A 21,369-nucleotide genomic window follows, 5' to 3' on the forward strand; every position below is an offset into this window, starting at 1 on the left:
ACTCCCCAGCTGAGATCGGGTGCAGGAGCACCCCACCAACTCCCCACCGGGCACCGGGCACAACGGCGCCCCACCAACTCCCCACCGGCGACTGGTGCAGAGGGCAGGGGCAGGGGCAGGGGCACGGGCAGGGGCAGGGGCACGGGCAGCGGCAACGGCTGCGGGCAGCGGCTGCTGGCAGCGGCTGCTGGCAGCGGGCAGCGGGCAGCCGCAACGGGCAGCGACAGCGGCAGCGGGCAGGGACAGCAGGCAGCGACAGCGGGCAGCGGGCCGCGGGCCGCGACAGCGGCACCGGCACCGGGCAGCGGGCCGCGGGCCGCGACAGCGGCACCGGCACCGGGCAGCGGGCCGCGGCTGCTGGCAGCGGCAACCGGCCCGGCAACCGGCAACGGCAGGAGCAGCGGCGGGCGCCGGGCGCCGCGCTCCGGCTGGCCGGGGTGATGCCGCTCCCGACCACTACTCTTTTCCGGCCGCCGCGACCTCAGCCCACAGCAATCTCACCGGCCGCATACCCGCCGAGCTCAGCGCCGTACAACTCAGCCGTGCGCCTTGACCAACCCGGTCTCGTAGCCCAGCACCACCAGAGCGACCCGATCCCGCAGACCGGTCTTCGCCAGGATCCGCCCGATGTGCGTCTTCACCGTCGCCTCCGACAACGTGAACAGCCGAGCGATCTCCTGGTTCGACAACCCCCGCGCGACCTCCACCAGCACCTCACGCTCGCGCGCCGTCAGCTCCGCCAGATCCGGCACCTCACGATCCTCGTCCGGCAGCGCCCCAGCAAAATGCTCCAGCAACCGCCGCGTAGTACTCGGCGACACAACAGCATCACCGGAGTGCACCTGCCGGATCGCCGACAGCAGATCAGCCGGCGGCGTGTTCTTCAGCAGGAACCCCGCCGCCCCCGCCTTGATCGCCGCGAACGCGTACTCGTCCAAGTCGAACGTCGTCAGCACGATCACCCTCGGGGCCGCAGGCAACGACTGCACCTGCCGCGTCGCCTCCACCCCGTCCAGCCGCGGCATCCGCACGTCCATCAGTACGACGTCGCACGCCGTGACGCGCAGCTTCTCCAGCGCCTCACCGCCGTCACCCGCCTGCCCCACCACGCGCATGTCGGGCTGCGAGTCCACCAGCATGGTGAACCCGGCCCGGACCAGCTCCTGATCGTCCACCAGGAAGACCCGGATCACGCCGTCGTCGGTCTCGCTCACGCTGCTGTTCCTCCAGCTAGGAATCGCTTACTGGTCAGGCGGTCCGGCGTACGGGAGCTTCGCGACCACCTCGTACCCGCCACCCGCCTTGGGCCCGGCGTTCACCGTACCGCCGGAGATCGAGGCGCGTTGCCGCATCCCGACCAGCCCGTGCCCCGGGTCGCTGGTCGGCGCGACCCCGCCGCCGCGGCCGTCGTCGGTGACCACCACGGTCAGCATCTCGCGCCCGAAGTCCAGAGTGACGGACGTTCGCGCCCCCGGCCCGGCGTGTTTCAACGTGTTGGTCAGGCCTTCCTGCACGATCCGGTACGCCGTCAGGCCGAGCAGCGCGGGCAGGTCGCGCGGCGTCCCGGTGACCTCGTAGTCCACCGTCAGCCCCGCCTCGCGGACGTTCTCGACCAGCTCGGGCAGCGACGAGACGCCGGGCTGCGGGCGCGGCTGGTTCGGGTCGAGCTCGTTCTGCTCGTCCTGCTTGAGCAGCCCGAGCATCTTGCGCATCTCGGTCAGCGAGGCCCGGCCGGTGTCGCCGATCGTGGCCAGCGCCTTCTTCGCCTGCTCGGGCGACGCGTCGGCGGCGTACAGGCCTCCGTCGGCCTGGACGATCATGATCGACAACCCGTGCGCGACGACGTCGTGGATCTCGCGGGCGATCCGGGTCCGCTCGTTGGTGACCGCGAGCGTGGCCTCGCGATCGCGGTCGCGCTCGGCCTGGATCGCGCGTTCCTCCAGTTGCGCGACGTACAGGCCTCTGGTCCGGCGGCGTTCGCCGAAGGCCCAGACGCCGAACACGACCGCGCCGAAGGCCACCATCATGGTGATCTGCTGGCGCCAGTCGGAGTTCGCGTAGTACCGGGCGGTGGCCATCAGGACGCCGAGGCCGCCGATGCCGAGCGCGATCCGGCTGTACTTCACTTCGCCGTACACGCTGATCGTGTAGAGCGCGACCAGGAGTCCCACGTTGCCGGCCTGCAGCTCGATCCCGGCCAGCCACTGCAGCACGGCGATCGCCGAGACGCCGAAGAAGACCAGCTCGGGATAGCTGCGCCGCCAGATCAGCGGCACCAGCAACGCGAGGCCGACCACGCCGGCGAACTGGGCCTGCGCCAGCGACAAGAACCCGAAGAACAGCGTCAGCCCACCCGCCAGCAGCAGGTCGAACGCCTTGGACTGCGGCGAGACCCGCCGAGCCGTGAGAAACCCCGTCATGCGGGCCAGGGTACGGCGGCCCGCGACCGGAAAGGTCATGCCACAGGCGGATGTCGCGTCCTACCGGCGTAGCACGGACGCCCACCACTCACCAACCTCGCGTTCCCTCCGCCGTCCACGCTCAACCGAACGCGAACAGGCGGTCGACGCGGAGGTTGGTGAGTGGTGGAGGTCCGCCTACTTGTGCGGGCGGGTCGACAGCGTCGGCTTGGCCTCGAGGCCGGCCAGGCCGTTCCAGGCCAGGTTGACCAGGTGCGCGGCGACGTCCTGCTTCTTCGGGCGGCGGGCGTCGAGCCACCACTGGCCGGTCAGCGCGACCATGCCGACCAGCATCTGCGCGTACATCGGCGCGTTCTTCGGATCGAGCCCGCGCCGCTTGAACTCCTCGGCCAGGATGTGCTCGACCCGCGTCCCGACGTCGCTCAGGATCGAGACGAACGACCCGCTCGACGACCCGACCGGCGAGTCCCGGACCAGGATCCGGAAACCGTCCGACGAGCCCTCGATGTAGTCCAGCAGCGCCAGCGCCGCCTGCTCCACCAGCTCGTGCGCCCGGCCCGCGGTCAGCGACGCGGTCACGGTGTCGAGCAGGCTGCGGACCTCGCGGTCCACCACCACGGCGTACAGGCCTTCCTTGCCGCCGAAGTGTTCGTACACGACCGGCTTGGAGACCTCGGCCCGCGCCGCGATCTCCTCGACCGACGAGCCTTCGTAGCCCTTCTGGGCGAACAGCGTCCGGGCGATGGTGATGAGTTGTTCGCGACGTTCCGCACTCGTCATCCGGACCCGGGTGGATCGTCGCGGTTTGGGTTCCGTCACGTCGAGATCACGTCTGCATCATGCCGTACGCCGGTGCCGCGCGCCCGGAGATTTCCGGGCGCGCACCGGATTGTGACCGGGTGAGCGTCGTACCGGCCGGCCTCGCGGCCGGCGTACGGGACGCCGGCCGTGCGTGCGTTGCGGACCAGCTCAGGCCGCGACCTTGGTGCGGCGCGCCGCCTTCTCGGCAGCCTTGTCGGCCGCCTGCTCCTCCGCGCTCACCCGGCGCGCCTCGAGCCGCTCCGGCACCGGCCAGCGCACGTCGCTGACCCAGCCGCGCTGCTCGAAGAACCAGATGCACCGCGCCGAGGTGTCGAGCTGACCCTTCAGTACGCCGTGCCGCGCGCAGGTCGGGTCGGAGTGGTGCAGGTTGTGCCACGACTCGCCCTGGCTGAGGATCGCCAGCCACCAGACGTTGCCCGACTTGTCGCGGCTCTTGAACGGCCGGTCGCCGATCGTGTGACAGATCGAGTTGATCGACCAGGTCACGTGGTGCAGCAGCGCGATCCGGACCAGGCTGCCCCAGAAGAACGCCGTCAGCGCACCCTCGATCGACCACGACCACAGCCCACCGATGACAGCCGGCAGCAGCAGCGAGACGAGCACAAGGAACGGGAACAGCCGCGACACCTTGACGATGTCCTTGTCCTTCAGCAGATCCGGCGCGTACTGCCGCTGCGGGGTCTGCTCGGTGTCGAACAGCCAGCCGATGTGCGCGTGCAGGAACCCCTTGGTCAGCGCGCCGAGGGTGTTGCCGTACTTCCACGGGCTGTGCGGGTCACCGTCGCGGTCGGAGAACTTGTGGTGCTTGCGGTGGTCGGCCACCCAGCGCACGACGGGCCCCTCGATCGCCAGCGAACCGGCGATCGCCAGGGCGTACTTCATCGGCCGGTTCGGCTTGAACGACTTGTGGGTGAACAGCCGGTGGAAACCGATCGAGATGCCGTGCCCCGCGATCGTGTAGAACACGACCGCGATGACGATGTCACGCCACCCCAGGAACCCGCCCCACGCGATCGGTACGGCGGCCAGGACGGCCAGGAACGGGATCCCGATGAACAGCGCGAGCGCGACCTGTTCCCAGACCTGCTTCTGCTCACCCCCGAGAGTTCCGGTGTCGACGTCGAGCTCGTCGTCTTGCACGGCGCGGGTGGGCGCCTCCGGTGCTGCCACGGCGGGTGGAGTCATGTCGTGTTCCCTCAGGTGGAGGACGGCTTACCTACGCAACCGTAACCTACGGAGCCGTAGGTAAGGAACCCCTACGCGTGTCGTGGGCCCCACCCATGGCAAACTGTCCGCACGCACCAGCGGTCCCCCGTGGGGTAATCGGCAGCCCGCGAGACTTTGAATCTCGAAGACCAGGATCGAAACCTGGCGGGGGAGCAAGTACTTGTTGCTCTTGTGGGGTGGGATGTTTCATCCCACGCGGTGCTACGCCCGCTCCTACGTCGCGTGCTACGCGCCGCTCCCGCCCGCCCTGGGTGTGGGTGCGCGTGCTGACGCCCGCTTCCTGTGCGCGCTGCCGCGCTCCAGTACGCGCTGGCGCGCGAGTGCGGCGCTGGCGCGCTCGGTGCGCGCTTATCGCGCGGGTCCCCGCTTCCGCGCGACTGCACTCGTCGCGCCGCCGTGCGCCTCCTGGCGCCGAACGCGCTGTGGCCAGTTGCCAGCCGTGCCGAGCGTGACTTCGCTCAACCGAACCTCGTCCTGGTCTGGCACGGTCAGCGACGGACCGATGTTGGCGTCAAGCCGAGGCGACATGCCCACGTAGACCGGCGGTGTAATTCGGTCGCTCCAGCCCAGCCCGGGGTGCCACTGTGGACGGATGTTGCTGGTGCTCACCGGTTCGAGTGGTTCAGGCAAGACCACGCTGGCCCACGCGCTGGGCGACCGCCTCGACGGGCTCGCCGTCCACGACCACGACGAGATCGGCGTCCCCGACGACGCGGATGCGCGCTGGCGACACCGGACCACGGAAGACTGGATCGGCCGAGCCCTGGACTACCAGGATCGAGGATTGGATCTTCTCCTGACCGGCCAATCACCACTCGGCGAGATTCTGGCCGCACCATCCGCGCCACTCCTCAAGGGGATCGCGGTGTGCCTGATCCACGTCGCCGACGACGAGCGACGCCGCCGCCTCGAACGGCGCGACGACGGCCGGTGGTCGCCGGCGGTTCTCGATGCCTTCGTCGGCTGGAGCTCCTGGCATCGCGGCCACGCAGCGGACCTCGTCACCGGCCCGACGTGATCCTCGCGGAGAGCTGGCAGGAGATGGCGTGGGATCGATGGTCGAGGTGGACCAAGGACGACCCTCGCTGGGCTACCCACATCGTCGACACCACGGGCCGATCCGTCGAGCATTCCGTCGACGACCTCGAGCACTGGATCGTCGAGCAGCGCAACGCCCACCAAGCAGGGCACCTTTCACTGTCCGAAGGTTGGCTAAATACCAGCGGTGACTCCGAATCTCGAGGATCACGGTGGGATCGGGCGCGGAACAAGCACAGGTGACGGCGCGAGAGGATGTCAGGCGAACCGCGCCTGCGCGGTCGGGAGCTAGTCCAGGAACGTCCAACCCGCGACGACGTACGCGGTAACTCCCCCGATGATGCAAACCATCAGCGCGAGCTGCGACAAGCAGGATGCTCGTCCCCGGCGGTCGACGGCCTCACGGTCCTCCCGGGACAGGCGCCGGTAGGTGCGAGCCTTCATTCCTGGCGGGTCGAACACCAGCGCCGGCCGGCCACCGGTGATGACGACCATCAACAGCGAAACCAGCGTCGCACCGCGAAGAGCACCGACGACGGATGTTCCCTGGATAGCGCTCCGCACGAAGAAGGCGCTGCTCGCCCCCACCACGGCGACGAGTACCTCACCGGCTTCCCGTCCACTGCCCCGCCCGCTCAGCACCGCGAGAACGACGTACACCACCCACGTCGCGGCGAAGAGAACGATCCACAGGGTCATGCCGCGAATTGTCCCGCGCGCAACGACCAAACGGTGTGAGCGTCGCGGAATGACCTATCCCGGGTACGGCGGATCAGCGATCGCCGGCGTCGGTCGAGCTGTACGCGGGTTCGCGAGCGCGCAGCCGGTGCCGTCCAGGGTCAATGAGACCTACGACCACCTGGTCGACATGATCCGGCAACGGTCAGTTCGGCGGCGCCGGCCACTCGTTGGCCGGTAGGAGTTCGCGGAGGCTGGACGTTCGGTCCCGCGCCAGAATGACTTCGGTGTCGAGATTCGCGGGGTCGATCTGCCGGATGAACTCTCGGCAGCGGCCGCAGGGCGGCACGACGTTCACGGCGCCGCGGTCGTCGGCCGCGCAGACGGCCACGATCTTCGCGATCTTGTACTCCTGAGCGGTCACCATCGCCGCGATGGCGGAATGCTCGGCACAGAATCCCGTACCGCACGGGGTGTCGATGCACACGCCGACGTACACGGTGCCGGCGTCGGTGACGAGAGCCGCCGCCACGTCGCCGAAGACCCGGCCGTCGACATGGTGAGGATGCAGCACGGCTGCGGCCGATTCGATCAGGTCGTCACTACTTCGAGCGATCACGCTCGGGAACGTAGCAGGGCGGCCAGTTCGGAGCTATCGGGATTCAGGTGACTCACGGAGATTCGGTCGGGTACTGCGGATCGGCGAGTGCCGGCTTCGGCGGAGGGGGCTGGGCGACGTACAGGCCGAGGATGGCGAGCGCGGCGGGGAGTAGCTCGATCGCGATGAGGATGAGGTGGGACGAGCCGGGCAGAAGGCCTTCTCCCAGGTACGCGACCGCCGCGCAGCAGGCTGCGGCGCCGAGGGCGGTGGCCATTCCGGCCTTCATGCGTTCGAGGAGGAGGGCGTGGGCGACGACCGCGATCGCCAGTACGCCGACGGTCGACACGAGGCTGAAGATCAGGATGTAGCCGTGGGGGTCGTCGTCGGGACCGGCTGGGACGGACTCGATGAGGATCGGCTGGGCGATCGCCACCGCGGCGGTGACGAGGATGCCGGCCTGATTGGCGGGCCAGAGCCATTGGGTCATTGGCATCGCTAGGCGGCGAGTAGTCGGACGTTCATCCGACCTGGTTCAGGTTCGACTGGTGGGGCCGGCCAGCCAGTCCTGGGAGAGGCGCGGGTCGGACGAGGGCTCGCCTTGGCGGAGGGCTTCGACGTACGCGCGGTCGGCGGTCAGGCGGGCTGCTATTTCGGTGCCTTTGGCAACGGCACCGTGCCCGGGGATCAGGACGTCGGCGTACTGGACGGCCTCGGCGAATCGGTCGAGCGACGTCTCGTACGCGTCGACCTGGCCGGGGCGGCGTGGGTCCAGGAGTGGGATGAGTACGTCGGACAGCATGTCGCCGGCGATCAGGACGCGGCGGTCGGCGAGGAGGATCGCGGCGTGGCCGATGGCGTGGGCGTCGTGCTCGATGAGTTCGCCGGGGATGGGTCCGCCGTCAGCGGGCAGCGGCGTGAGGAGCGCGATCAGGTCGAGCGGGATGTCGGGCGCGCTCTCCGCCGCCATCGCCTGCGCGCGCTCGCGGGCTTGCTCGGCAAGCTGGGCGCAGCCGGGTGTCGCGTAGCGCGGCACCTCGCCGTACCGGGAATGCCACAGCAGGTGGTCCCAGTGCGGATGCGTGGAGAACCCGGCGATCACCGGAATGCCGAGCTGGTCGATGTCATCGGCAAGCTCGGTCAGGTCGGCGCCGGAGATGCCGGGATCGACCAGGATCAGCCCAGCGTCACCGCGTACGACGACGGCGTTGCTCCACACCCACTCGCTCTGACGGACCCAGACGCCGTCGGCCACCTCGTTCAGCATTCGATCACTCTGGCAGGTGTCCGTACGACGGACGACAGGTCAGCTGGATTCAGGCGCCGTGTCCCACTCGAAGTAGTCCGGTTCCGGGTCGACGGGGAACCGGACGGCGTCGATGGTCGTCTTGCCGTCGAGCCAGGCTCTGGAGATTCGGTGGCCGCCGTCCATCAGGCGGCCGTCCGCCGAGAGGATCACCGGGTAGCGCAGATCGGCCTTCTCGATCAGGCCGGCGTGCCGGGCGACCATGCGGCAGGTGACCGGGCCGTCGCCGAACCAGCAGTTCTCGTCGAACTCCTGGATGTCGTCGATCGACACCGACTCGACGGGCAGACCTTCCGACAGCTTCCACAGGCGTTCGGTCCAGAAGAATGCGCGGCCGCCGGGGACGGGGCGGGAGTGTTTTTCAGGCATCGCACCATCATCGGCTCGGCCGCGGTCCGGGCGCTCGTGATTTTGCTGGGCCCGGAGGACGACGTACGGGCACCTTTCGTCGACAGGGAACTCAGTAGCCGGTCGTGCCGTCGATCAGTTCACGCATGGCGTCGAGGTGGATGCCTACAGCTTGGACACCGAGGAAGCTGGTCTCGAACCACCCCAGTTCGACATGCCTGAGGTGCCCCACCAGGGTTTCACGGTCATCCGTGGAGATGCCGGCAGTACGGCGAGTTCGGCCTGCTCTTCGGACAGGCCCGTGCACTTCAGCCTGACCGTCGCGCGCTGGCGATCCAACCAGCCCGTGAGCATCTCGCGTTCGTCAGCCGTCGCAGGCGGAAACTGGCGGGTCACCCTGCTGATCCTAGAGGCCGGTCTGGTCAGCGAATCTCGCAAAAACTAACGGTTGTCGCCGCTGCCGCCGAGTACCGCTCGCTGCTGGCGGTCCGCGAGCTTCGCGATGTTGAGCTGGGCGACGTCGTCGAGCGGGATGGCGAAGTAGTCGGCGATCACCGCGACGTACCAGAGCGTGTCCCCGAGTTCCTTCGTCAGGTCCTCGACGTCCCACTGCGCGAAGTCGCTGCTCTTGTCTCGGACGATCTTCTTCGCCTTCTCGGCGATCTCGCCCGTCTCCCCCACCAGCCCGAGCAGCAGGTGGAACACCTCGTTCGGCTTGTCCTTGGGTGCAGCCGTGCGCAGCGCGGCCTGCTGGTACTCGTTCATCTCCACGGCGTCACCCTAGGTCGATCAATAGCTCGGTCAGCGGCGGCCTGACGTCGGCGGGGTACAAGCCCAGCTCGTCGAACTCCTCGGGCCCTGCCCAGATCAGCTCGAAGCTGTTGTTCGGTCGGTGGGCCTCGGCCTCCGGGCCGGACAGGCGCGGTGTGCCGGTGACCTCGGTCATCAGGAAGTACGACGCCGGCCGGCCGTTGTGCTTGCCGGTCCACAGCAGGCGGTCGATGCGGGCGGTCAGCGTGGTTTCCTCGGTCAGCTCGCGCAGCGCTGTCGTCTCGGCGGTCTCGCCGTCCTCGACGTGACCGCCGGGCAGTACGGCGTACTGGTGGCCGGGACACTCGGGACCGCCCCAGTCGGCGGCCTCGCACATGGCGCACTCGCGGCTTGGTCCGAGCCGCAGGTAGCGCTTGATCAGCAGTGCTCGACGACCGTCGACGACAACAGCGGCTGCCCTGGGAATCACCATGCGGAGAAGGCTGCCAGGCCCCACCGACAAAGCTCAGCCGTTGCGGACGAAGCCGAGTTCGTTGCCGTCGGGGTCGGCGATGGTGAACTTGCGGGTGCCGTACGCCGTGTCGAAGAGGGGCTCGATCACCACGGCGACGTCCTTGAGCCGGGCCCACAGCGCGTCCGGGTCGTCGACGGTGAAGTTGAAGCGGGCGCCGCGGCCCTCGGCTTCCATGAGTGCGAAGGTCGCGCCGGCGGCGGTGACGAAGTGGACGTAGTTCGGGGCCTCGGGCGGCCAGTACGACTCGACCTCGAAGCCGAGCACCGTCGTGTACCACTCGACGGCCGCCGCGAGGTCGGCCACGTTCGCGCGGGCGTGCTCGAGTCTCGTTCCAGCCATGTCCGCAGCTTGGCACAGGCCTCCGACAAGCGGATCGTGGAAGACTGCGGGGGTGGACGGCGTACCGCCGCGAGGTCGGCCTGAGCAGGTGTGGGGCAGCAGCGTTTGGAGCCGTGCCTTGATCCTGATGCCCTTGCCGGCGGTGGGCGTGCTTGTCGTCGTCGACAGCGCCAACTGGCCGATTCGCGAGATGTGGCCGGTGTTCCCGGTGCTTGCCGTGGTGGCGGGCCTCATGATGCGGCCGTCCGTGCGGTTGAGCGGAGACGAACTGCTCATCCGCTACCCGATCGGTTCGCAAAGGCTTCGTCGTAGCGATGTCGCCTCGGCGCACTTCAACTACTTCGGCCTCGTCGTGCAGTTGCGGAACGGCGCGACTGCGTTCGCCTTCTTGGCGCCGAAACCCACCTCGACCGAGCTGAGTTCCGGCGGTCGTCCCGAGCCGGGCAGCGCGTCGTACGAGATCACCCGCTGGGCGTCCGAGGGCTAGCGGCGGTGGGTGAGGGTGGCCAGGAGCACGGCGAGCGCGACTCCGCCAGCGGTGAACGCGCGCGGTTTGCGGAGGATGGCGCGGTCTCCCTCGCTGCTCAGGACCGACCAGCGGGAGCGGGCTGAGAGGGCTGAGCCGACGGAGAGGACCGAGCCCGCGGAGAACGCGGACAAGGTGGAGCCGACCGAGCCGATCGACAGGGCCGAGCCGACTGATCCCACGGAGAGGACCGAGCCGGCGGAGCCGATCGACAGGACCGAGTTGCGGCTGGCGATCGACAGGAACGAGTTCTCGGACCACAGCGAGAGGGCCTTCACAGCGCGAGTGTGGCACAACGCCCCCGGCCGTACCTAGGCTCGGGAGCATGACGGTCAAGCGGATGGACAACGTCGGGATCGTGTTCGCCGACCTTCAAGCGGCGATCGCGTTCTTCCGTGAGCTCGGGCTGGAGCTCGACGGAGAGATGACGATCGACGAGGACTGGGCGGCGCGGATCGTCGGGCTGCCGGGGCAGGTGGTCGACATCGCGATGATGCGTACGCCGGACGGCCACACCCGGCTCGAGCTGATGAGCTACCGGACGCCGGACATGATCACCCCGACCCCCGAGAACCCACCGGCGAACACCCTCGGCATCCGCCGCCTGATGTTCGCCGTCGACGACCTCGAGGACACGCTGCGCCGCCTCCGCACGCACGGGGCCGAACTCGTCGGCGAGGTCGTCAACTACAACGACACCTACCTGATGTGCTACCTGCGCGGCCCCGAAGGCGTCATCATCGCCCTCGCCGAGGAACTGCGATGACCCCGCTCCACAGTCGCGAGCTCCGCGAAGAGGATCTCCCCCACTGCTCGTTCGCAGGCTCGCCGCATCATCTGACGGACGTACGCCGCCAATTGCTGCGGGCGGCCCAAGGAGAGGTCGACTACCTCGCCGTCTGTACGACGTCCGACCTCCCGGTCGCGATCGGCGGGATCGACTACGCGATCACCCCCGGAGCCGGCACGCTCTGGCAGCTCTCCGTCGACCCCGCGCTGCAGGGGCGCGGGATCGGCACCTACCTGATCGGCGCGGCCGAGGAACGGATCCGCGCCAGGGGACTCGCGGCGGCCGAGCTGGCGGTCGAAGTCGACAACCCGCGCGCCCGCGCGCTCTACGAGCGGCTCGGCTACACGGCGTACGGGCAGCAGACGGAGTCCTGGACGCAGGAGGACGGCACGCTCTACTCCACCCTCTGCGACCTCCTGCGCAAGCCCCTGACCTGACGAAAAGGCTGTTGCAGAAGGCAATGAGTACGACCCAGGTCGTACGCCGATTGCATGCCGTGGTCCGACGAGAACCCGGCCGCGGATCACTAACTTCTGGAGGGTGGCGGGAACGGTCCCGCCGACAAGCCCCCGGAGGACACCGATGACCATCCAGACCGGCGAGCTACCGCTCGGCCGTTTGCCGCAGGACGCCGCCGACAGGACCGCGATCCGGGCCCACGAGCTGCGGAAGATCTACGGCCACGGCGACACCGCGGTGGCGGCGCTCGACGGGGTCTCCGTCGACTTCGGCGTCGGGCGGTTCACCGCGATCATGGGTCCGTCGGGTTCCGGCAAGTCGACCCTGATGCACTGCCTCGCGGGCCTCGACACGCCGACCAGCGGGCAGGTGCTGCTCGGCGAGACCGAGCTGACCACGCTGCCGGACGCCGACCTGACCCGGATCCGCCGGGACCGGATCGGGTTCGTGTTCCAGTCGTTCAACCTGCTCCCGATGCTCTCGGCCAAGGACAACATCCTGCTGCCGCTCGAACTCGGCAACCGCAAGCCCGACCAGCAGTGGCTCGGCACGCTGGTCGACGTACTCGGACTGCAGGACCGCCTCACGCACCGCCCGTCGGAGCTGTCCGGCGGTCAGCAGCAGCGCGTCGCCGTCGCCCGCGCCTTGGTCGGTCGCCCGGAGGTCGTCTTCGCCGACGAGCCGACCGGCAACCTGGACTCCCGCTCCGGCGCCGAGGTCCTCGGCTTCCTGCGCCGCAGCGTCCGCGAGTTCGGCCAGACCGTCGTGATGGTCACCCACGACCCGCTCGCCGCGTCGTACGCCGACCGCGTGGTCCTGCTCGCCGACGGCAAGCTCGCGGGCGAGCTGCTCGAGCCGACGCCGGAGACCGTGCTCGGCGCCCTGCGGCAGCTGGGGGCCTGACCGTGCGACGCTCCATCCTCTCCTCGCTGCGCGCCCACCTGGGCCGCCTGGTCGCCGCCTGCCTGGCGATCGTGCTGGGGGTCGGTTTCGGCACCCTGGCCCTGAGCGTGCACGCCTCGGCGTCGCACGGGATCGACGAGACCATCGGCAAGTCGAACGCCGGCGTCGACACCGTCGTCGAGAGCGCCGAGCGCTCGATCGAGGCCAAGGACGTGGCCGCGGTCCAGAAGCTGCCGCAGGCCGCGTCGGTCGTCGTCGACACCGGCGCGTACCTGCAGGTCCAGTGGGCCGGACAGGTCCGCCCGACGTACCTCAGCGTCAAGGCCCTGTACGACACCTCGAAGATCGCCGGCCCGAAGGCCAGCCAGGGCCGGTTGCCCGACAGCACGCTCGAGATCGCGTTGCCCGCCCGGACGGCCGAGAAGAACAAGGTCGCCCTCGGCAGCAAGCTCCAGCTCAGCTCGTACGACGACAAGCGCTGGACCGTGACGGTCGTCGGCATCCTGGACGACTCGACCAGCTTCGGCGCCGCGTCGGCCGTGGCGACGGCGCAGTCGGTGAAGATCTTCGAGCCGCAGGGCTACGTGAACCAGATCAAGGTCAGCGCGCAGCCCGGCACCGACCAGGAAGCCCTGGCCGCGGCGGTCGGCAAGGTCGTCCCCGGCCTGCAGGTCTACACCGGCGCCGCCTGGATCGACCACGAGGTCAAGGGTTTCACCAACGGGATCGACGTGCTCGGCGGCGTGTTCGGCATGTTCGCCGTGATCGCCCTGTTCGTCGCCTGCCTGGTGATCGCGAACACCTTCACGATCGTGATCGCCCAGCGCACCCGCGAGATGGCGCTGCTGCGCTGCGTCGGCGCGTCCCGCCGGCAGGTGTTCTCCTCGGTCCTGGCCGAGGCCTCGATCGTCGGTCTGGTCGCCTCGGCGATCGGTGTGGTCGTCGGGGTCGCGTTGTCCGCGCTCGGCCTGGCCCTGTCGCGGGAGTTCGACCTGGAACTGCCGCCGATCAGCCTGCACCTCGACCTGGCGTCGATCTTCGTGCCGCTGCTGCTCGGGACCGTCGCCACCGTCCTGGCCGCGATCGTCCCGGCCCGCCGGGCCACCAAGGTCGCGCCGCTGGCCGCCCTGCGTCCGGCCGACGCACCGGCCGCGGCGTCGAAGCGTGGCGTCGTACGGATCATCTTCGGCTTCCTGCTGCTGGCCGGTGGCGGACTGTTGCTGGCGGCAAGCGCTGCGAGCGCGCAGGTCGTCGTCGGCGTGGCCGGCGGCGTGATCTCCTTCGTCGGCGTCCTGGCGCTCGGTTCCCTGTTGGTCCCGGCGCTGGTCCGGCTGCTCGGCGCACTCCCGGCCCGCAAGGGCGGCGTACCGGCCCGGATCGCCGTCGCGAACGCGGTCCGCAACCCACGCCGTACGGCGGCCACGACCTCGGCGTTGCTGATCGGCGTCACGCTGATCAGCCTGACCTGCGTCGGGATCGCTTCGGTCCGCAAGACGTTCGACGTCACGATGGACGGCGAGTACCCGGTCGACCTGACCGTCCGGACGTACGACGAGAAGCTGCCGGCCAGCGCCGAGCAGCAGTTGCGGGACATCAAGGGCATCACCCAGGTCGTCCCGATCCGGACCGTCGACGTCAAGACGGGTGAGCAGACGCTGACCATCACCGGCATCGACCAGGCGCGGGCCGGGTCGGTCATCCACAACCCGCAACTGGTCGGCCAGTTGCGCCCCGGGGTCGCGCTGCTCGACCGGCCGACGATGCGCATGCTCGAGCTCACCGAGGGCGCCGACGTCACGCTCGTTGCGGCCGGTCACAAGGTCACCCTGAAAGCGCAGCAGGCGGGCGGTCTGGACCCGATCACGATCACCCAGGCGGATCTGCAGAAGCTCGCGCCGACCGCGGCGGTCTCCGGGTTCTGGCTCGCGTCGGACCCGAAGGCGGACGGTCCCGAGGTGATCGACGCGGTGCAGCAGTCGCTGCCGACGATCAAGGTGCTGAACGTCGAGGGCGGCCTGGCCGAGCGCAGCAGCTACACGCAGATCTTCGACGTCCTGCTGATCGTTGCCGTCGGCCTGCTCGGGGTGTCGGTGCTGATCGCACTGGTCGGCGTGGGCAACACGCTCAGCCTGTCGGTGCTGGAACGCACCCGGGAGAACGCGTTGCTCAGGGCCATGGGGCTGACCCGGCGCCAGCTGCGCGGGATGCTCGCCGTCGAGTCGTTGCTGATGGCACTGGTCGCGGCCGGTCTGGGGATCTTCCTCGGCCTGGTCTACGGCTGGACCGGTACGGCGGCGCTGATGAGCTCGCAGACCGACGGCAAGGTCCAGTACGCCGTACCGGGGACGCTCCTGATCACGATCGCGCTGGTCGCGGCGATCGCCGGTCTGCTGGCGTCGGTCCTCCCGGCACGACGCGCCGCGAAGGTCGCACCGGCGGGGGCGCTAGCTACCGAGTAGTCAAACGATCTCGATCCGATTCCCGTGGCCGTCGGCGGTGTGGAAGCGCCGGCGGCCCGGGATCGTTTCGTTGTCCCAGGTGATCGGGTAGCCGAGGCCTTCGAGCTTCGCCGCGAGGGCGTCCAGGTCGTCGACCGCGAACGCCGGGTGCGCCTTCCGGGCTGGACGGAAGTCCTGCTCGACGCCGACATGGATCTCGGCCGAACCCTCCTTGAACCAGCACCCGCCCCTTGCCGCGAGCAACGGCGGCTTGGCGATCTCGCTCAGGCCGAGCGCGTCCCGGTAGAACGCGCGAGCGACGTCCTCGCCGCCGGGCGGGCAGGACACCTGGACGTGGTCGAGGCGCATTCAGCTCTCCTTCCGCGCGACGGCGAAGATCCGGCGGAACGGCAGCAGCGTGCCGTAGGCGCGGCGCGGGTAGGCCTCGGCCAGGCGGGCGCCGTACTCGGCCTCGAACTCCTCGCGGAGATCGTCCGGGAGTGACTGGAGCACTGGCCGTGCGCCGGTGCCCTTCACCCATTCGAGGACGGCGTTGTCACCCGGGAGGAGATGGTTGTACGTCGTCTCCCACGCGTCGACCGTGCACCCGAGCCCGCTGAGCACGTCGACGTACTCGGCCGGGCCCGGGACGTCAGGGCGCAGCGACTTGCCGGCGGCGTACTGGGCGTACGGCGGACGGCCGGCGAGCTCGCGCAGGATCGCGTGCGACGGCGCGTCGCCGTTGCCCGGGATCTGGATCGCGAGCCAGCCACCGGGCTTGAGCGCGCGGACGAAGCCCGGCAGGAGGTCGAGCTGCTCGGGGATCCACTGCAGGGTCGCGTTGGTGACGATCACGTCGACGGACCCTTCCGGCGCGGACCAGTCGAGCAGGTCGCCCACCTCGAAGGTGAGCCGGGCGGCGACGGCTGGGTCCTCCCGGAGCTTCTCGGCCTCCGCGATCATCTCCGCGGAGCTGTCGACGCCGTGGACGGTTGCCGAGGGCCACCGATCCAGCAGGCCGACGGTGAGGTTGCCGGGGCCACATCCGAGGTCCAGCACCACCGATGGTTCGTCCGCATCAATCCGACCTACCAGGTCGGCGAAGGGGCGGCCGCGCTCCCCGGCGTACTTGCCGTACTGCTGGGGGTTCCACACCGGCGAGGTGCGCATCCTGCCTCCTTGCTCCAAGGTCTCTTGACATCGAGATACTTTACGCTCAGCACTTGTCTTGATGTCAAGAGTCTTGACGGATACTCTCGAACCATGAAAGACGAGGTCGACCGGCTGATCGAGGCCTGGCGCCGGGAACGGCCCGATCTCGACGTCGCGCCGATGGAGGTGCTGTCCCGGGTCACCCGCCTGGCGCGGCACCTGGACCGCGCCCGCAGCCACGCGTTCGCGACCCACGGGCTGGAGTCCTGGGAGTTCGACGTCCTGGCCGCGCTCCGCCGCGCCGGTTCGCCGTACCAGCTCTCCCCCGGGCGGCTGCTCAAGGAAACCCTGGTCACGTCCGGCACGATGACGAACCGCGTCGACCGGCTGGCCGCGCGCGGCCTCGTCGAGCGCCTTCCCGATCCCGCCGACCGCCGCGGCGTCCTGGTCCAGCTGACCACCGCCGGCCGCGACGCCGTCGACGCCGCGCTCGCCGACCTGCTCGCCCACGAACGCGCCCTGCTGGCCACGGTCACCGACCGGGATCAGGCCAAACTCGCCCGCCTGCTGCGGGAACTGGTCGGCCCGTTCGACCAGGAAACGCACTGATCCGCACTCGGAGAAACCGCGCCGAATTGTGCCGGAATAATCCGAAAAGACCGTGCGTCACTTAATGCCCGTACCGATCGTTGCTAGTTGCAACCGGATCGTGAAGGTGCTGTAGCAGACGGCTGTCGACACTGAGTGACCAGCGCACTAAGGTCCTCACTGTCGGTACGTTTTCGGCTACGTATCGTTGCGAACAAGGTGTCTTTCGGCGGCAAGAGGTGGTTCGCCGAAGGAGGTTGGTGGTGTCCGGGGCTCGGGGCCCGGACAACGTCGACCACAACGGGACCCGCTCTCCCAAGTGATCGCGGCGTACCTCCCAATCACAGGGGATGGGAGAGTACGCCGCGATTCACGTGCTCAAACATTTGATCATGTATACATTGTCCGGAATGCCGTCTTATTGACTTCCGGGTAACTTCCGGAATCGCTAGCTCTCCGCGCGTTCGGCGGCTTCCAGCCAGGCCAGTTCCAGCTCTTCGCGCTCGTCCTTGAGCTTGCGCAGATCCGTGTCGAGCTCCGCGAGGCGGCCGTAGTCGCTGGCGTGGGTGGCCAGCTGGTCGTGGAGCTTCTTCTCCGTGTCCGCGAGCTTGGAGAGCTGGCGCTCGATGCGGTTCAGTTCCTTCTTCGCCGCGCGGGCGGCGGCCGCGTCGACCGGGGCCGCGACGGCGGCCTCGGCGGTCGGCGTACTGGCTGGTGCCTGCGGGACCGGTGACGACGCGCTGGGAGCGGCTCGACGGCCGGCACCGCCGGACTCGAGCTCGTCGAGGTACTGCTCGACGCCTCGCGGCAGGTGCCGGACCTTGCCGTCGCCCATGATCGTGTAGACCATGTCGCTGACGCGCTCGAGGAAGTACCGGTCGTGGGTGACGACCACGACGACGCCCGGCCAGCTGTCGAGGAAGTCCTCCAGGACGGTCAGCGTCTCGACGTCCAGGTCGTTGGTCGGTTCGTCGAGGATCAGCACGTTCGGCTCGTCCAGCAGGATGCGCAGCAGCTGGAGCCGGCGGCGCTCACCACCGGACAGGTCGTTGATCCGCGTGGTCAGCTTGTCGCCGGTGAAGCCGAAGCGCTCCAGCAGCTGCGACGACGCCATCTCGCCGCTGTGCCCCGCGAGCGCCGCCGTACGGCGGATGTCGGTGATGTGCGCGAGCACCGTCGACTGACCGTCGACCTCGTCCAGCGTCTGCGAGAGGTTCGCGATCCGGACGGTCTTGCCCTGCTTCACCCGGCCGGAGTCCGGCGCGAGCTGACCGGTCAGCACCTTCAGGAACGTGGTCTTGCCGGCGCCGTTCGGGCCGAGCAAGCCGATCCGGTCGGCCGGGCCGAGGCGGAACGTCACGTGGTCGAGCATCACCCGGTCGCCGAACGCCAGGCTGACGTCCTCCGCGTCGAACACGTCCTTGCCCAGCCGCGACGTCGCCAGCAGCGACAGCGCGAGCTTGTCCCGCGGGGCCGGCTCGTTCTCGATCAGGGCGTTGGCCGCGTCGATCCGGAACTTCGGCTTCGAGGTCCGCGCCGGGGCGCCGCGCCGCAACCAGGCCAGCTCCTTCTTCAGCAGGTTCTGCCGCTTGCCTTCCATCACCTGCTCGGCGCGGGCGCGCTCGGCCTTGGCCAGCACGTACGCCGCGTAGCCGCCCTCGTACGACGAGACGCGGCCGTTCTGCACCTCCCACGTCTCGGTGCAGACCGCGTCGAGGAACCACCGGTCGTGGGTCACGACGATCAGCGCGCCGGCCCGGTCCACCACGTGCGCGGCGAGCCAGTTCACGGCCTCGATGTCCAGGTGGTTGGTCGGCTCGTCGAGGACCAGCAGGTCGACGTCGGTCAGCAGCAGCCGCGCCAGCGAGGTCCGGCGGCGCTCGCCACCGCTCAGCGTGCCGATCGGTGCCTCGTGGTCGATCTCGCCGAGCAGGTGCTCCATGACGGAACGCGCCCGCGGGTCGGCGGCCCAGGTGTAGGTCTCGACGTCGCCGAGCACGGCCTGGCTGACCGTGAGCGCCGGGTCGAGGTCGTCGCTCTGGCCGAGGTACCCCAGCCGGAGGTCGCGGTTCTGGGTGACGCGGCCGTCGTCGGGCTCCTGCCGGCGGGCGAGGAGCTGCAGCAGCGTCGACTTGCCGTCCCCGTTCCGCCCGACCACGCCGACCCGGTCACCACGGCCGACGCCGAGGCTCACCTTGTCGAGCAGAATGCGGGTTCCGAAGCCTTTGGAGACGCCTTCGAGGTTGACCAAGTTCGGTGCAGGGGTGGCAGCCATAACCGGACCAGCCTACGGGATCCAGCACACCGCCTGATCCCCCGCGTACGGCGAGGAACCAGGCGGCGCGATGCTACTGCTGGTTCAGGTGGAGGAGGTACTCCTTCAGGTTCAGGGGGTTGCCGTCTGTTCGGGGACGGATGGGTGGGGTGCCCGGCACCGGGTGGAACGAGTCGAACGTGCTGAGCAGGATGCCTTCGCCGTGGGTGGGGCCCGGGAGCTGGGACTCGAAGGCGTGGACCCGGCCGGCGGGGATCAGGCCGGTGAGCTGGGCGTGGTCGGCGTCGATCTGGCTGGTCTCGACCGTCGCGTGGGACTCGGCCAGGCGGCCGAGGATCGGGGAGACGGCGTCCGGTGGTAGGTCGAGCTCGAAGTGGTTCACCGGTTCGAGAACCGTCGTACCGGCCTGGTCGAGGGCCTTCAGCAGTACGACGGGAACCAGGCGCCGGAAGTCCGACGCGGTCGTCACCGGCGACGAGTAGCCGGTGTGGGTCAACTCGATCCGTACGTCGTCCACCTCCCAGCCGTACAGGCCCTGCAGCAGGGTCTGCCGGACGGACTCCTCGATCGCCGTGTGGAACGCGCGCGGCAGGCCGCCGAGCTCGACGTCCAGGCGGTAGTCGATTCCGGACCCGGGCGAGACTCGGAAGCCGACGGTCGCGACCCATGGGTTGCCGGGCGCACCCATCTCCCGTACGGCGGCGCCGACGCCCACCGGGCGCTCCTTGTGGATCGGGCGGGTCTGGTCGAACGTCACCTCCAGCCCGTACTCCTCCAAGAGCAGGCTGGCGATCACCTCCTTCTGCACCTCGCCGTACAGGCTGACCGAGATCTCCTCGTCCTTGCGAACCCGGATCAACGGATCCTGCTCGGCGAGCTGCTGCAGGGCTTGGAACAGCTTGATCCGATCACCCGCGCGGACGACGGTCTCCAATGTCGGCGGGGCGAAGAGCTGCCCACCCCGCCCGCTGGGCGAGCCGAGCTGATCGCCGATCCGGATCTCTTTGAGCCCCCGGAGCGCAACGATCCGCCCAGCGGCAACAGCATCAACCCGCTCGGTCTCTCCCTGGGAGAACAGAAGAAGAGAGGAGGGTTTGGAGGAGTACGTCGCCCCCAAAGGCGAGCCGCCTGCGGCGACCGCCGAGGCGGCAGGCGCTCGCCCCCCGCGGTGAATCGTGACCGGCTCGCGGGCCCGCAGAGTCCCCGCGAACACCCGCGCGGAGGCGATCTTCTCCCCCGCCGGACCCCGCTCGACCTTGAACACCGAAGCCTGCAAAGGATCCTCAGGCAGTCCAGTTGCCCGAGGCAACAGCGTGACAATTCCCTCGATCAGCTCCGGTACGCCGTCGCCGGTGATCGCCGAACCGAAGTACACCGGATACGCAACACCAGACCGGACCTGATCGGCCAGCTCCACCAGCTGATCGTCAGCAGTCAGTTCATCGGCCAGATACCGCGCCAGGTACTTGTCGTTGCGCTCAGCAAGCACCTCGTCGACCTCCGGAGCACCCAGCGGATACGGCCGGAAAGCAGCGACCCGAACGCCCAGGTCGTCGACCGTCCCCAGCGGAACCACAGCAGGCGTCAGCAACCGCCGGACATCACGCAGCAGCTCGTCGTACCGCGCGCCCATCCGGTCGATCTTGTTCACGAACAGCAGCGTCGGGATCCGCAGCCGCTGCAAGGTCCGCATCAGCAATCTTGTCTGGACCTGCACGCCCTCGACCGCGGACAGCACCAGGACCGCGCCGTCCAGCACGGACAGCGCGCGTTCGACCTCGGCGATGAAGTCGGAGTGGCCGGGGGTGTCGATCAGGTTGACCGTCACCCCGGAGAGCTCGAACGACACCACCGCGGAGCGGATGGTGATGCCGCGGCGGCGTTCGAGGTCCATCGTGTCGGTGCGGGTGCTGCCCGCGTCGACGCTGCCGACGTGGTCGATCACGCCGGCCGTGTGCAGCAGCCGTTCGGTCAGGCTGGTCTTGCCGGCGTCAACATGCGCCAGGATTCCCATCGTCAGTGTGCTCAAAGGTTCCTGCCAAGCTCTCGATCCATCGGTGGGTGATGGGGTGGATCGAAAGTCGGCGCATCCCAGGCTCCTTCGCACGGCAAGACAAACGTTTGACGAGCGTAACGCCGCGACGCCGTCGGCCGCAGGTGGTTTTCGACCCCTTTCA

The 21,369-nt window shown here is 69.1% G+C and carries 25 protein-coding genes and 1 tRNA gene; 8 read left to right on the forward strand and 18 right to left on the reverse strand.

The genetic code is table 11. The features are described from left to right. Positions 1-536: 536 nt before the first annotated feature. The 4 genes from ABD235_RS30900 to ABD235_RS30915 form a co-directional block, all read right to left on the reverse strand. Positions 537-1,214, reverse strand: a complete 678-nt coding sequence (locus ABD235_RS30900) for a response regulator (protein ID WP_344180576.1) — start codon at positions 1,212-1,214, stop codon at positions 537-539. Between the two features lie 27 nt (positions 1,215-1,241). Further along, the gene (locus ABD235_RS30905; RefSeq protein WP_344180577.1) at positions 1,242-2,420 is read right to left on the reverse strand and encodes a sensor histidine kinase; all 1,179 of its coding nucleotides are present in this window, start codon (positions 2,418-2,420) and stop codon (positions 1,242-1,244) included. A 177-nt stretch (positions 2,421-2,597) separates the two neighbouring features. Further along, entirely contained in the window at positions 2,598-3,200 is a 603-nt protein-coding gene (locus ABD235_RS30910) for a TetR/AcrR family transcriptional regulator (RefSeq protein ID WP_344180579.1), read from the reverse strand. Between the two features lie 189 nt (positions 3,201-3,389). Beyond that, positions 3,390-4,427 (reverse strand): acyl-CoA desaturase, encoded by a 1,038-nt coding sequence (locus tag ABD235_RS30915; RefSeq protein ID WP_344180581.1) that lies wholly within the window; start codon positions 4,425-4,427, stop codon positions 3,390-3,392. 123 nt (positions 4,428-4,550) lie between these two features. On the opposite strand from ABD235_RS30915, the gene ABD235_RS30920 reads away from it, so the two are divergent. Further along, positions 4,551-4,622: transfer RNA gene (locus ABD235_RS30920), tRNA-Gln, on the forward strand. A gap of 439 nt (positions 4,623-5,061) precedes the next feature. Further along, positions 5,062-5,487 carry an ATP-binding protein gene (locus tag ABD235_RS30925; protein ID WP_344180583.1) on the forward strand — a complete coding sequence of 142 codons (426 nt, stop codon included), beginning with the start codon at positions 5,062-5,064 and terminating at the stop codon, positions 5,485-5,487. Positions 5,488-5,795: 308 nt separating this feature from the next. Here the strand turns inward: ABD235_RS30925 and ABD235_RS30930 are convergent, their stop codons facing one another. The 9 genes from ABD235_RS30930 to ABD235_RS30970 all read right to left on the reverse strand — a co-directional run bounded on the left by ABD235_RS30930 (position 5,796) and on the right by ABD235_RS30970 (position 10,061). Further along, positions 5,796-6,206, reverse strand: coding sequence for a hypothetical protein (locus ABD235_RS30930; protein WP_344180585.1), 411 nt, complete (start codon positions 6,204-6,206; stop codon positions 5,796-5,798). 184 nt (positions 6,207-6,390) lie between these two features. Then, positions 6,391-6,804: a cytidine deaminase family protein gene (locus ABD235_RS30935; protein WP_344180587.1), complete on the reverse strand. Its 414-nt coding sequence runs from the start codon at positions 6,802-6,804 to the stop codon at positions 6,391-6,393. Positions 6,805-6,856: 52 nt separating this feature from the next. Then, on the reverse strand, positions 6,857-7,273 hold the full coding sequence (locus tag ABD235_RS30940) for a hypothetical protein (protein WP_344180589.1): 417 nt from the start codon (positions 7,271-7,273) through the stop codon (positions 6,857-6,859). A 45-nt stretch (positions 7,274-7,318) separates the two neighbouring features. Beyond that, positions 7,319-8,050: an MBL fold metallo-hydrolase gene (locus tag ABD235_RS30945; protein ID WP_344180591.1), complete on the reverse strand. Its 732-nt coding sequence runs from the start codon at positions 8,048-8,050 to the stop codon at positions 7,319-7,321. Between the two features lie 39 nt (positions 8,051-8,089). Then, complete coding sequence (locus ABD235_RS30950) at positions 8,090-8,458, reverse strand: hypothetical protein (protein WP_344180593.1); 369 nt, start codon at positions 8,456-8,458, stop codon at positions 8,090-8,092. Between the two features lie 144 nt (positions 8,459-8,602). Continuing rightward, entirely contained in the window at positions 8,603-8,833 is a 231-nt protein-coding gene (locus tag ABD235_RS30955) for a DinB family protein (protein ID WP_344180595.1), read from the reverse strand. 45 nt (positions 8,834-8,878) lie between these two features. Then, positions 8,879-9,202, reverse strand: coding sequence for a nucleoside triphosphate pyrophosphohydrolase family protein (locus ABD235_RS30960; protein ID WP_344181346.1), 324 nt, complete (start codon positions 9,200-9,202; stop codon positions 8,879-8,881). 10 nt (positions 9,203-9,212) lie between these two features. Continuing rightward, the gene (locus tag ABD235_RS30965; RefSeq protein ID WP_344180597.1) at positions 9,213-9,680 is read right to left on the reverse strand and encodes an NUDIX hydrolase; all 468 of its coding nucleotides are present in this window, start codon (positions 9,678-9,680) and stop codon (positions 9,213-9,215) included. Positions 9,681-9,713: 33 nt separating this feature from the next. Beyond that, entirely contained in the window at positions 9,714-10,061 is a 348-nt protein-coding gene (locus ABD235_RS30970) for a VOC family protein (RefSeq protein WP_344180599.1), read from the reverse strand. A gap of 52 nt (positions 10,062-10,113) precedes the next feature. Between ABD235_RS30970 and ABD235_RS30975 the strand changes: the two genes are divergently transcribed. After that, a complete protein-coding gene (locus tag ABD235_RS30975; RefSeq protein ID WP_344180601.1) occupies positions 10,114-10,548 on the forward strand; it encodes a PH domain-containing protein in 435 nt (144 codons plus the stop codon). Here ABD235_RS30975 and ABD235_RS30980 read toward each other — a convergent pair. Beyond that, a complete protein-coding gene (locus ABD235_RS30980; protein ID WP_344180602.1) occupies positions 10,545-10,865 on the reverse strand; it encodes a hypothetical protein in 321 nt (106 codons plus the stop codon). The two genes, ABD235_RS30975 and ABD235_RS30980, sit on opposite strands and share 4 nt — an antisense overlap. Before the next feature lie 47 nt (positions 10,866-10,912). Between ABD235_RS30980 and ABD235_RS30985 the strand changes: the two genes are divergently transcribed. The 4 genes from ABD235_RS30985 to ABD235_RS31000 all read left to right on the forward strand — a co-directional run bounded on the left by ABD235_RS30985 (position 10,913) and on the right by ABD235_RS31000 (position 15,198). After that, positions 10,913-11,353, forward strand: a complete 441-nt coding sequence (locus ABD235_RS30985; protein ID WP_344180604.1) for a VOC family protein — start codon at positions 10,913-10,915, stop codon at positions 11,351-11,353. Further along, complete coding sequence (locus tag ABD235_RS30990; protein ID WP_344180606.1) at positions 11,350-11,814, forward strand: GNAT family N-acetyltransferase; 465 nt, start codon at positions 11,350-11,352, stop codon at positions 11,812-11,814. The genes ABD235_RS30985 and ABD235_RS30990 overlap by 4 nt, the downstream gene beginning before the upstream one ends. Positions 11,815-11,959: 145 nt before the next feature. Next, entirely contained in the window at positions 11,960-12,739 is a 780-nt protein-coding gene (locus ABD235_RS30995; protein WP_344180608.1) for an ABC transporter ATP-binding protein, read from the forward strand. Positions 12,740-12,741: 2 nt separating this feature from the next. Next, entirely contained in the window at positions 12,742-15,198 is a 2,457-nt protein-coding gene (locus ABD235_RS31000; RefSeq protein ID WP_344180610.1) for an ABC transporter permease, read from the forward strand. On the opposite strand, the gene ABD235_RS31005 is transcribed toward ABD235_RS31000, so the two are convergent. After that, on the reverse strand, positions 15,199-15,546 hold the full coding sequence (locus ABD235_RS31005) for a VOC family protein (RefSeq protein WP_344180612.1): 348 nt from the start codon (positions 15,544-15,546) through the stop codon (positions 15,199-15,201). Beyond that, entirely contained in the window at positions 15,547-16,347 is an 801-nt protein-coding gene (locus tag ABD235_RS31010) for a methyltransferase domain-containing protein (RefSeq protein ID WP_344180614.1), read from the reverse strand. Positions 16,348-16,440: 93 nt separating this feature from the next. Between ABD235_RS31010 and ABD235_RS31015 the strand changes: the two genes are divergently transcribed. After that, a complete protein-coding gene (locus tag ABD235_RS31015) occupies positions 16,441-16,938 on the forward strand; it encodes a MarR family winged helix-turn-helix transcriptional regulator (RefSeq protein ID WP_344180616.1) in 498 nt (165 codons plus the stop codon). Positions 16,939-17,365: 427 nt separating this feature from the next. On the opposite strand, the gene ABD235_RS31020 is transcribed toward ABD235_RS31015, so the two are convergent. Next, positions 17,366-19,192, reverse strand: coding sequence for an ABC-F family ATP-binding cassette domain-containing protein (locus ABD235_RS31020; RefSeq protein ID WP_344180618.1), 1,827 nt, complete (start codon positions 19,190-19,192; stop codon positions 17,366-17,368). 73 nt (positions 19,193-19,265) lie between these two features. After that, positions 19,266-21,221: a GTP-binding protein gene (locus ABD235_RS31025; protein ID WP_344180620.1), complete on the reverse strand. Its 1,956-nt coding sequence runs from the start codon at positions 21,219-21,221 to the stop codon at positions 19,266-19,268. Positions 21,222-21,369 lie beyond the last annotated feature (148 nt).

It is taken from the genome of Kribbella lupini (genome assembly GCF_039529595.1).
In the GTDB taxonomy this organism is placed as follows: Bacteria; Actinomycetota; Actinomycetes; order Propionibacteriales; family Kribbellaceae; genus Kribbella; species Kribbella lupini.

Coding starts and splice junctions, on each gene's coding strand:
- ABD235_RS30905 (WP_344180577.1), bottom strand. CDS start 2,420: ATGACGGGGTTTCTCACGGCTCGGCGGGTCTCGCCGCAGTCCAAGGCG.
- ABD235_RS30910 (WP_344180579.1), bottom strand. CDS start 3,200: ATGACGAGTGCGGAACGTCGCGAACAACTCATCACCATCGCCCGGACG.
- ABD235_RS30915 (WP_344180581.1), bottom strand. CDS start 4,427: ATGACTCCACCCGCCGTGGCAGCACCGGAGGCGCCCACCCGCGCCGTG.
- ABD235_RS30925 (WP_344180583.1), top strand. CDS start 5,062: ATGTTGCTGGTGCTCACCGGTTCGAGTGGTTCAGGCAAGACCACGCTG.
- ABD235_RS30930 (WP_344180585.1), bottom strand. CDS start 6,206: ATGACCCTGTGGATCGTTCTCTTCGCCGCGACGTGGGTGGTGTACGTC.
- ABD235_RS30940 (WP_344180589.1), bottom strand. CDS start 7,273: ATGACCCAATGGCTCTGGCCCGCCAATCAGGCCGGCATCCTCGTCACC.
- ABD235_RS30945 (WP_344180591.1), bottom strand. CDS start 8,050: ATGCTGAACGAGGTGGCCGACGGCGTCTGGGTCCGTCAGAGCGAGTGG.
- ABD235_RS30950 (WP_344180593.1), bottom strand. CDS start 8,458: ATGCCTGAAAAACACTCCCGCCCCGTCCCCGGCGGCCGCGCATTCTTC.
- ABD235_RS30960 (WP_344181346.1), bottom strand. CDS start 9,202: ATGAACGAGTACCAGCAGGCCGCGCTGCGCACGGCTGCACCCAAGGAC.
- ABD235_RS30965 (WP_344180597.1), bottom strand. CDS start 9,680: ATGGTGATTCCCAGGGCAGCCGCTGTTGTCGTCGACGGTCGTCGAGCA.
- ABD235_RS30970 (WP_344180599.1), bottom strand. CDS start 10,061: ATGGCTGGAACGAGACTCGAGCACGCCCGCGCGAACGTGGCCGACCTC.
- ABD235_RS30985 (WP_344180604.1), top strand. CDS start 10,913: ATGACGGTCAAGCGGATGGACAACGTCGGGATCGTGTTCGCCGACCTT.
- ABD235_RS30990 (WP_344180606.1), top strand. CDS start 11,350: ATGACCCCGCTCCACAGTCGCGAGCTCCGCGAAGAGGATCTCCCCCAC.
- ABD235_RS30995 (WP_344180608.1), top strand. CDS start 11,960: ATGACCATCCAGACCGGCGAGCTACCGCTCGGCCGTTTGCCGCAGGAC.
- ABD235_RS31005 (WP_344180612.1), bottom strand. CDS start 15,546: ATGCGCCTCGACCACGTCCAGGTGTCCTGCCCGCCCGGCGGCGAGGAC.
- ABD235_RS31010 (WP_344180614.1), bottom strand. CDS start 16,347: ATGCGCACCTCGCCGGTGTGGAACCCCCAGCAGTACGGCAAGTACGCC.
- ABD235_RS31015 (WP_344180616.1), top strand. CDS start 16,441: ATGAAAGACGAGGTCGACCGGCTGATCGAGGCCTGGCGCCGGGAACGG.
- ABD235_RS31020 (WP_344180618.1), bottom strand. CDS start 19,192: ATGGCTGCCACCCCTGCACCGAACTTGGTCAACCTCGAAGGCGTCTCC.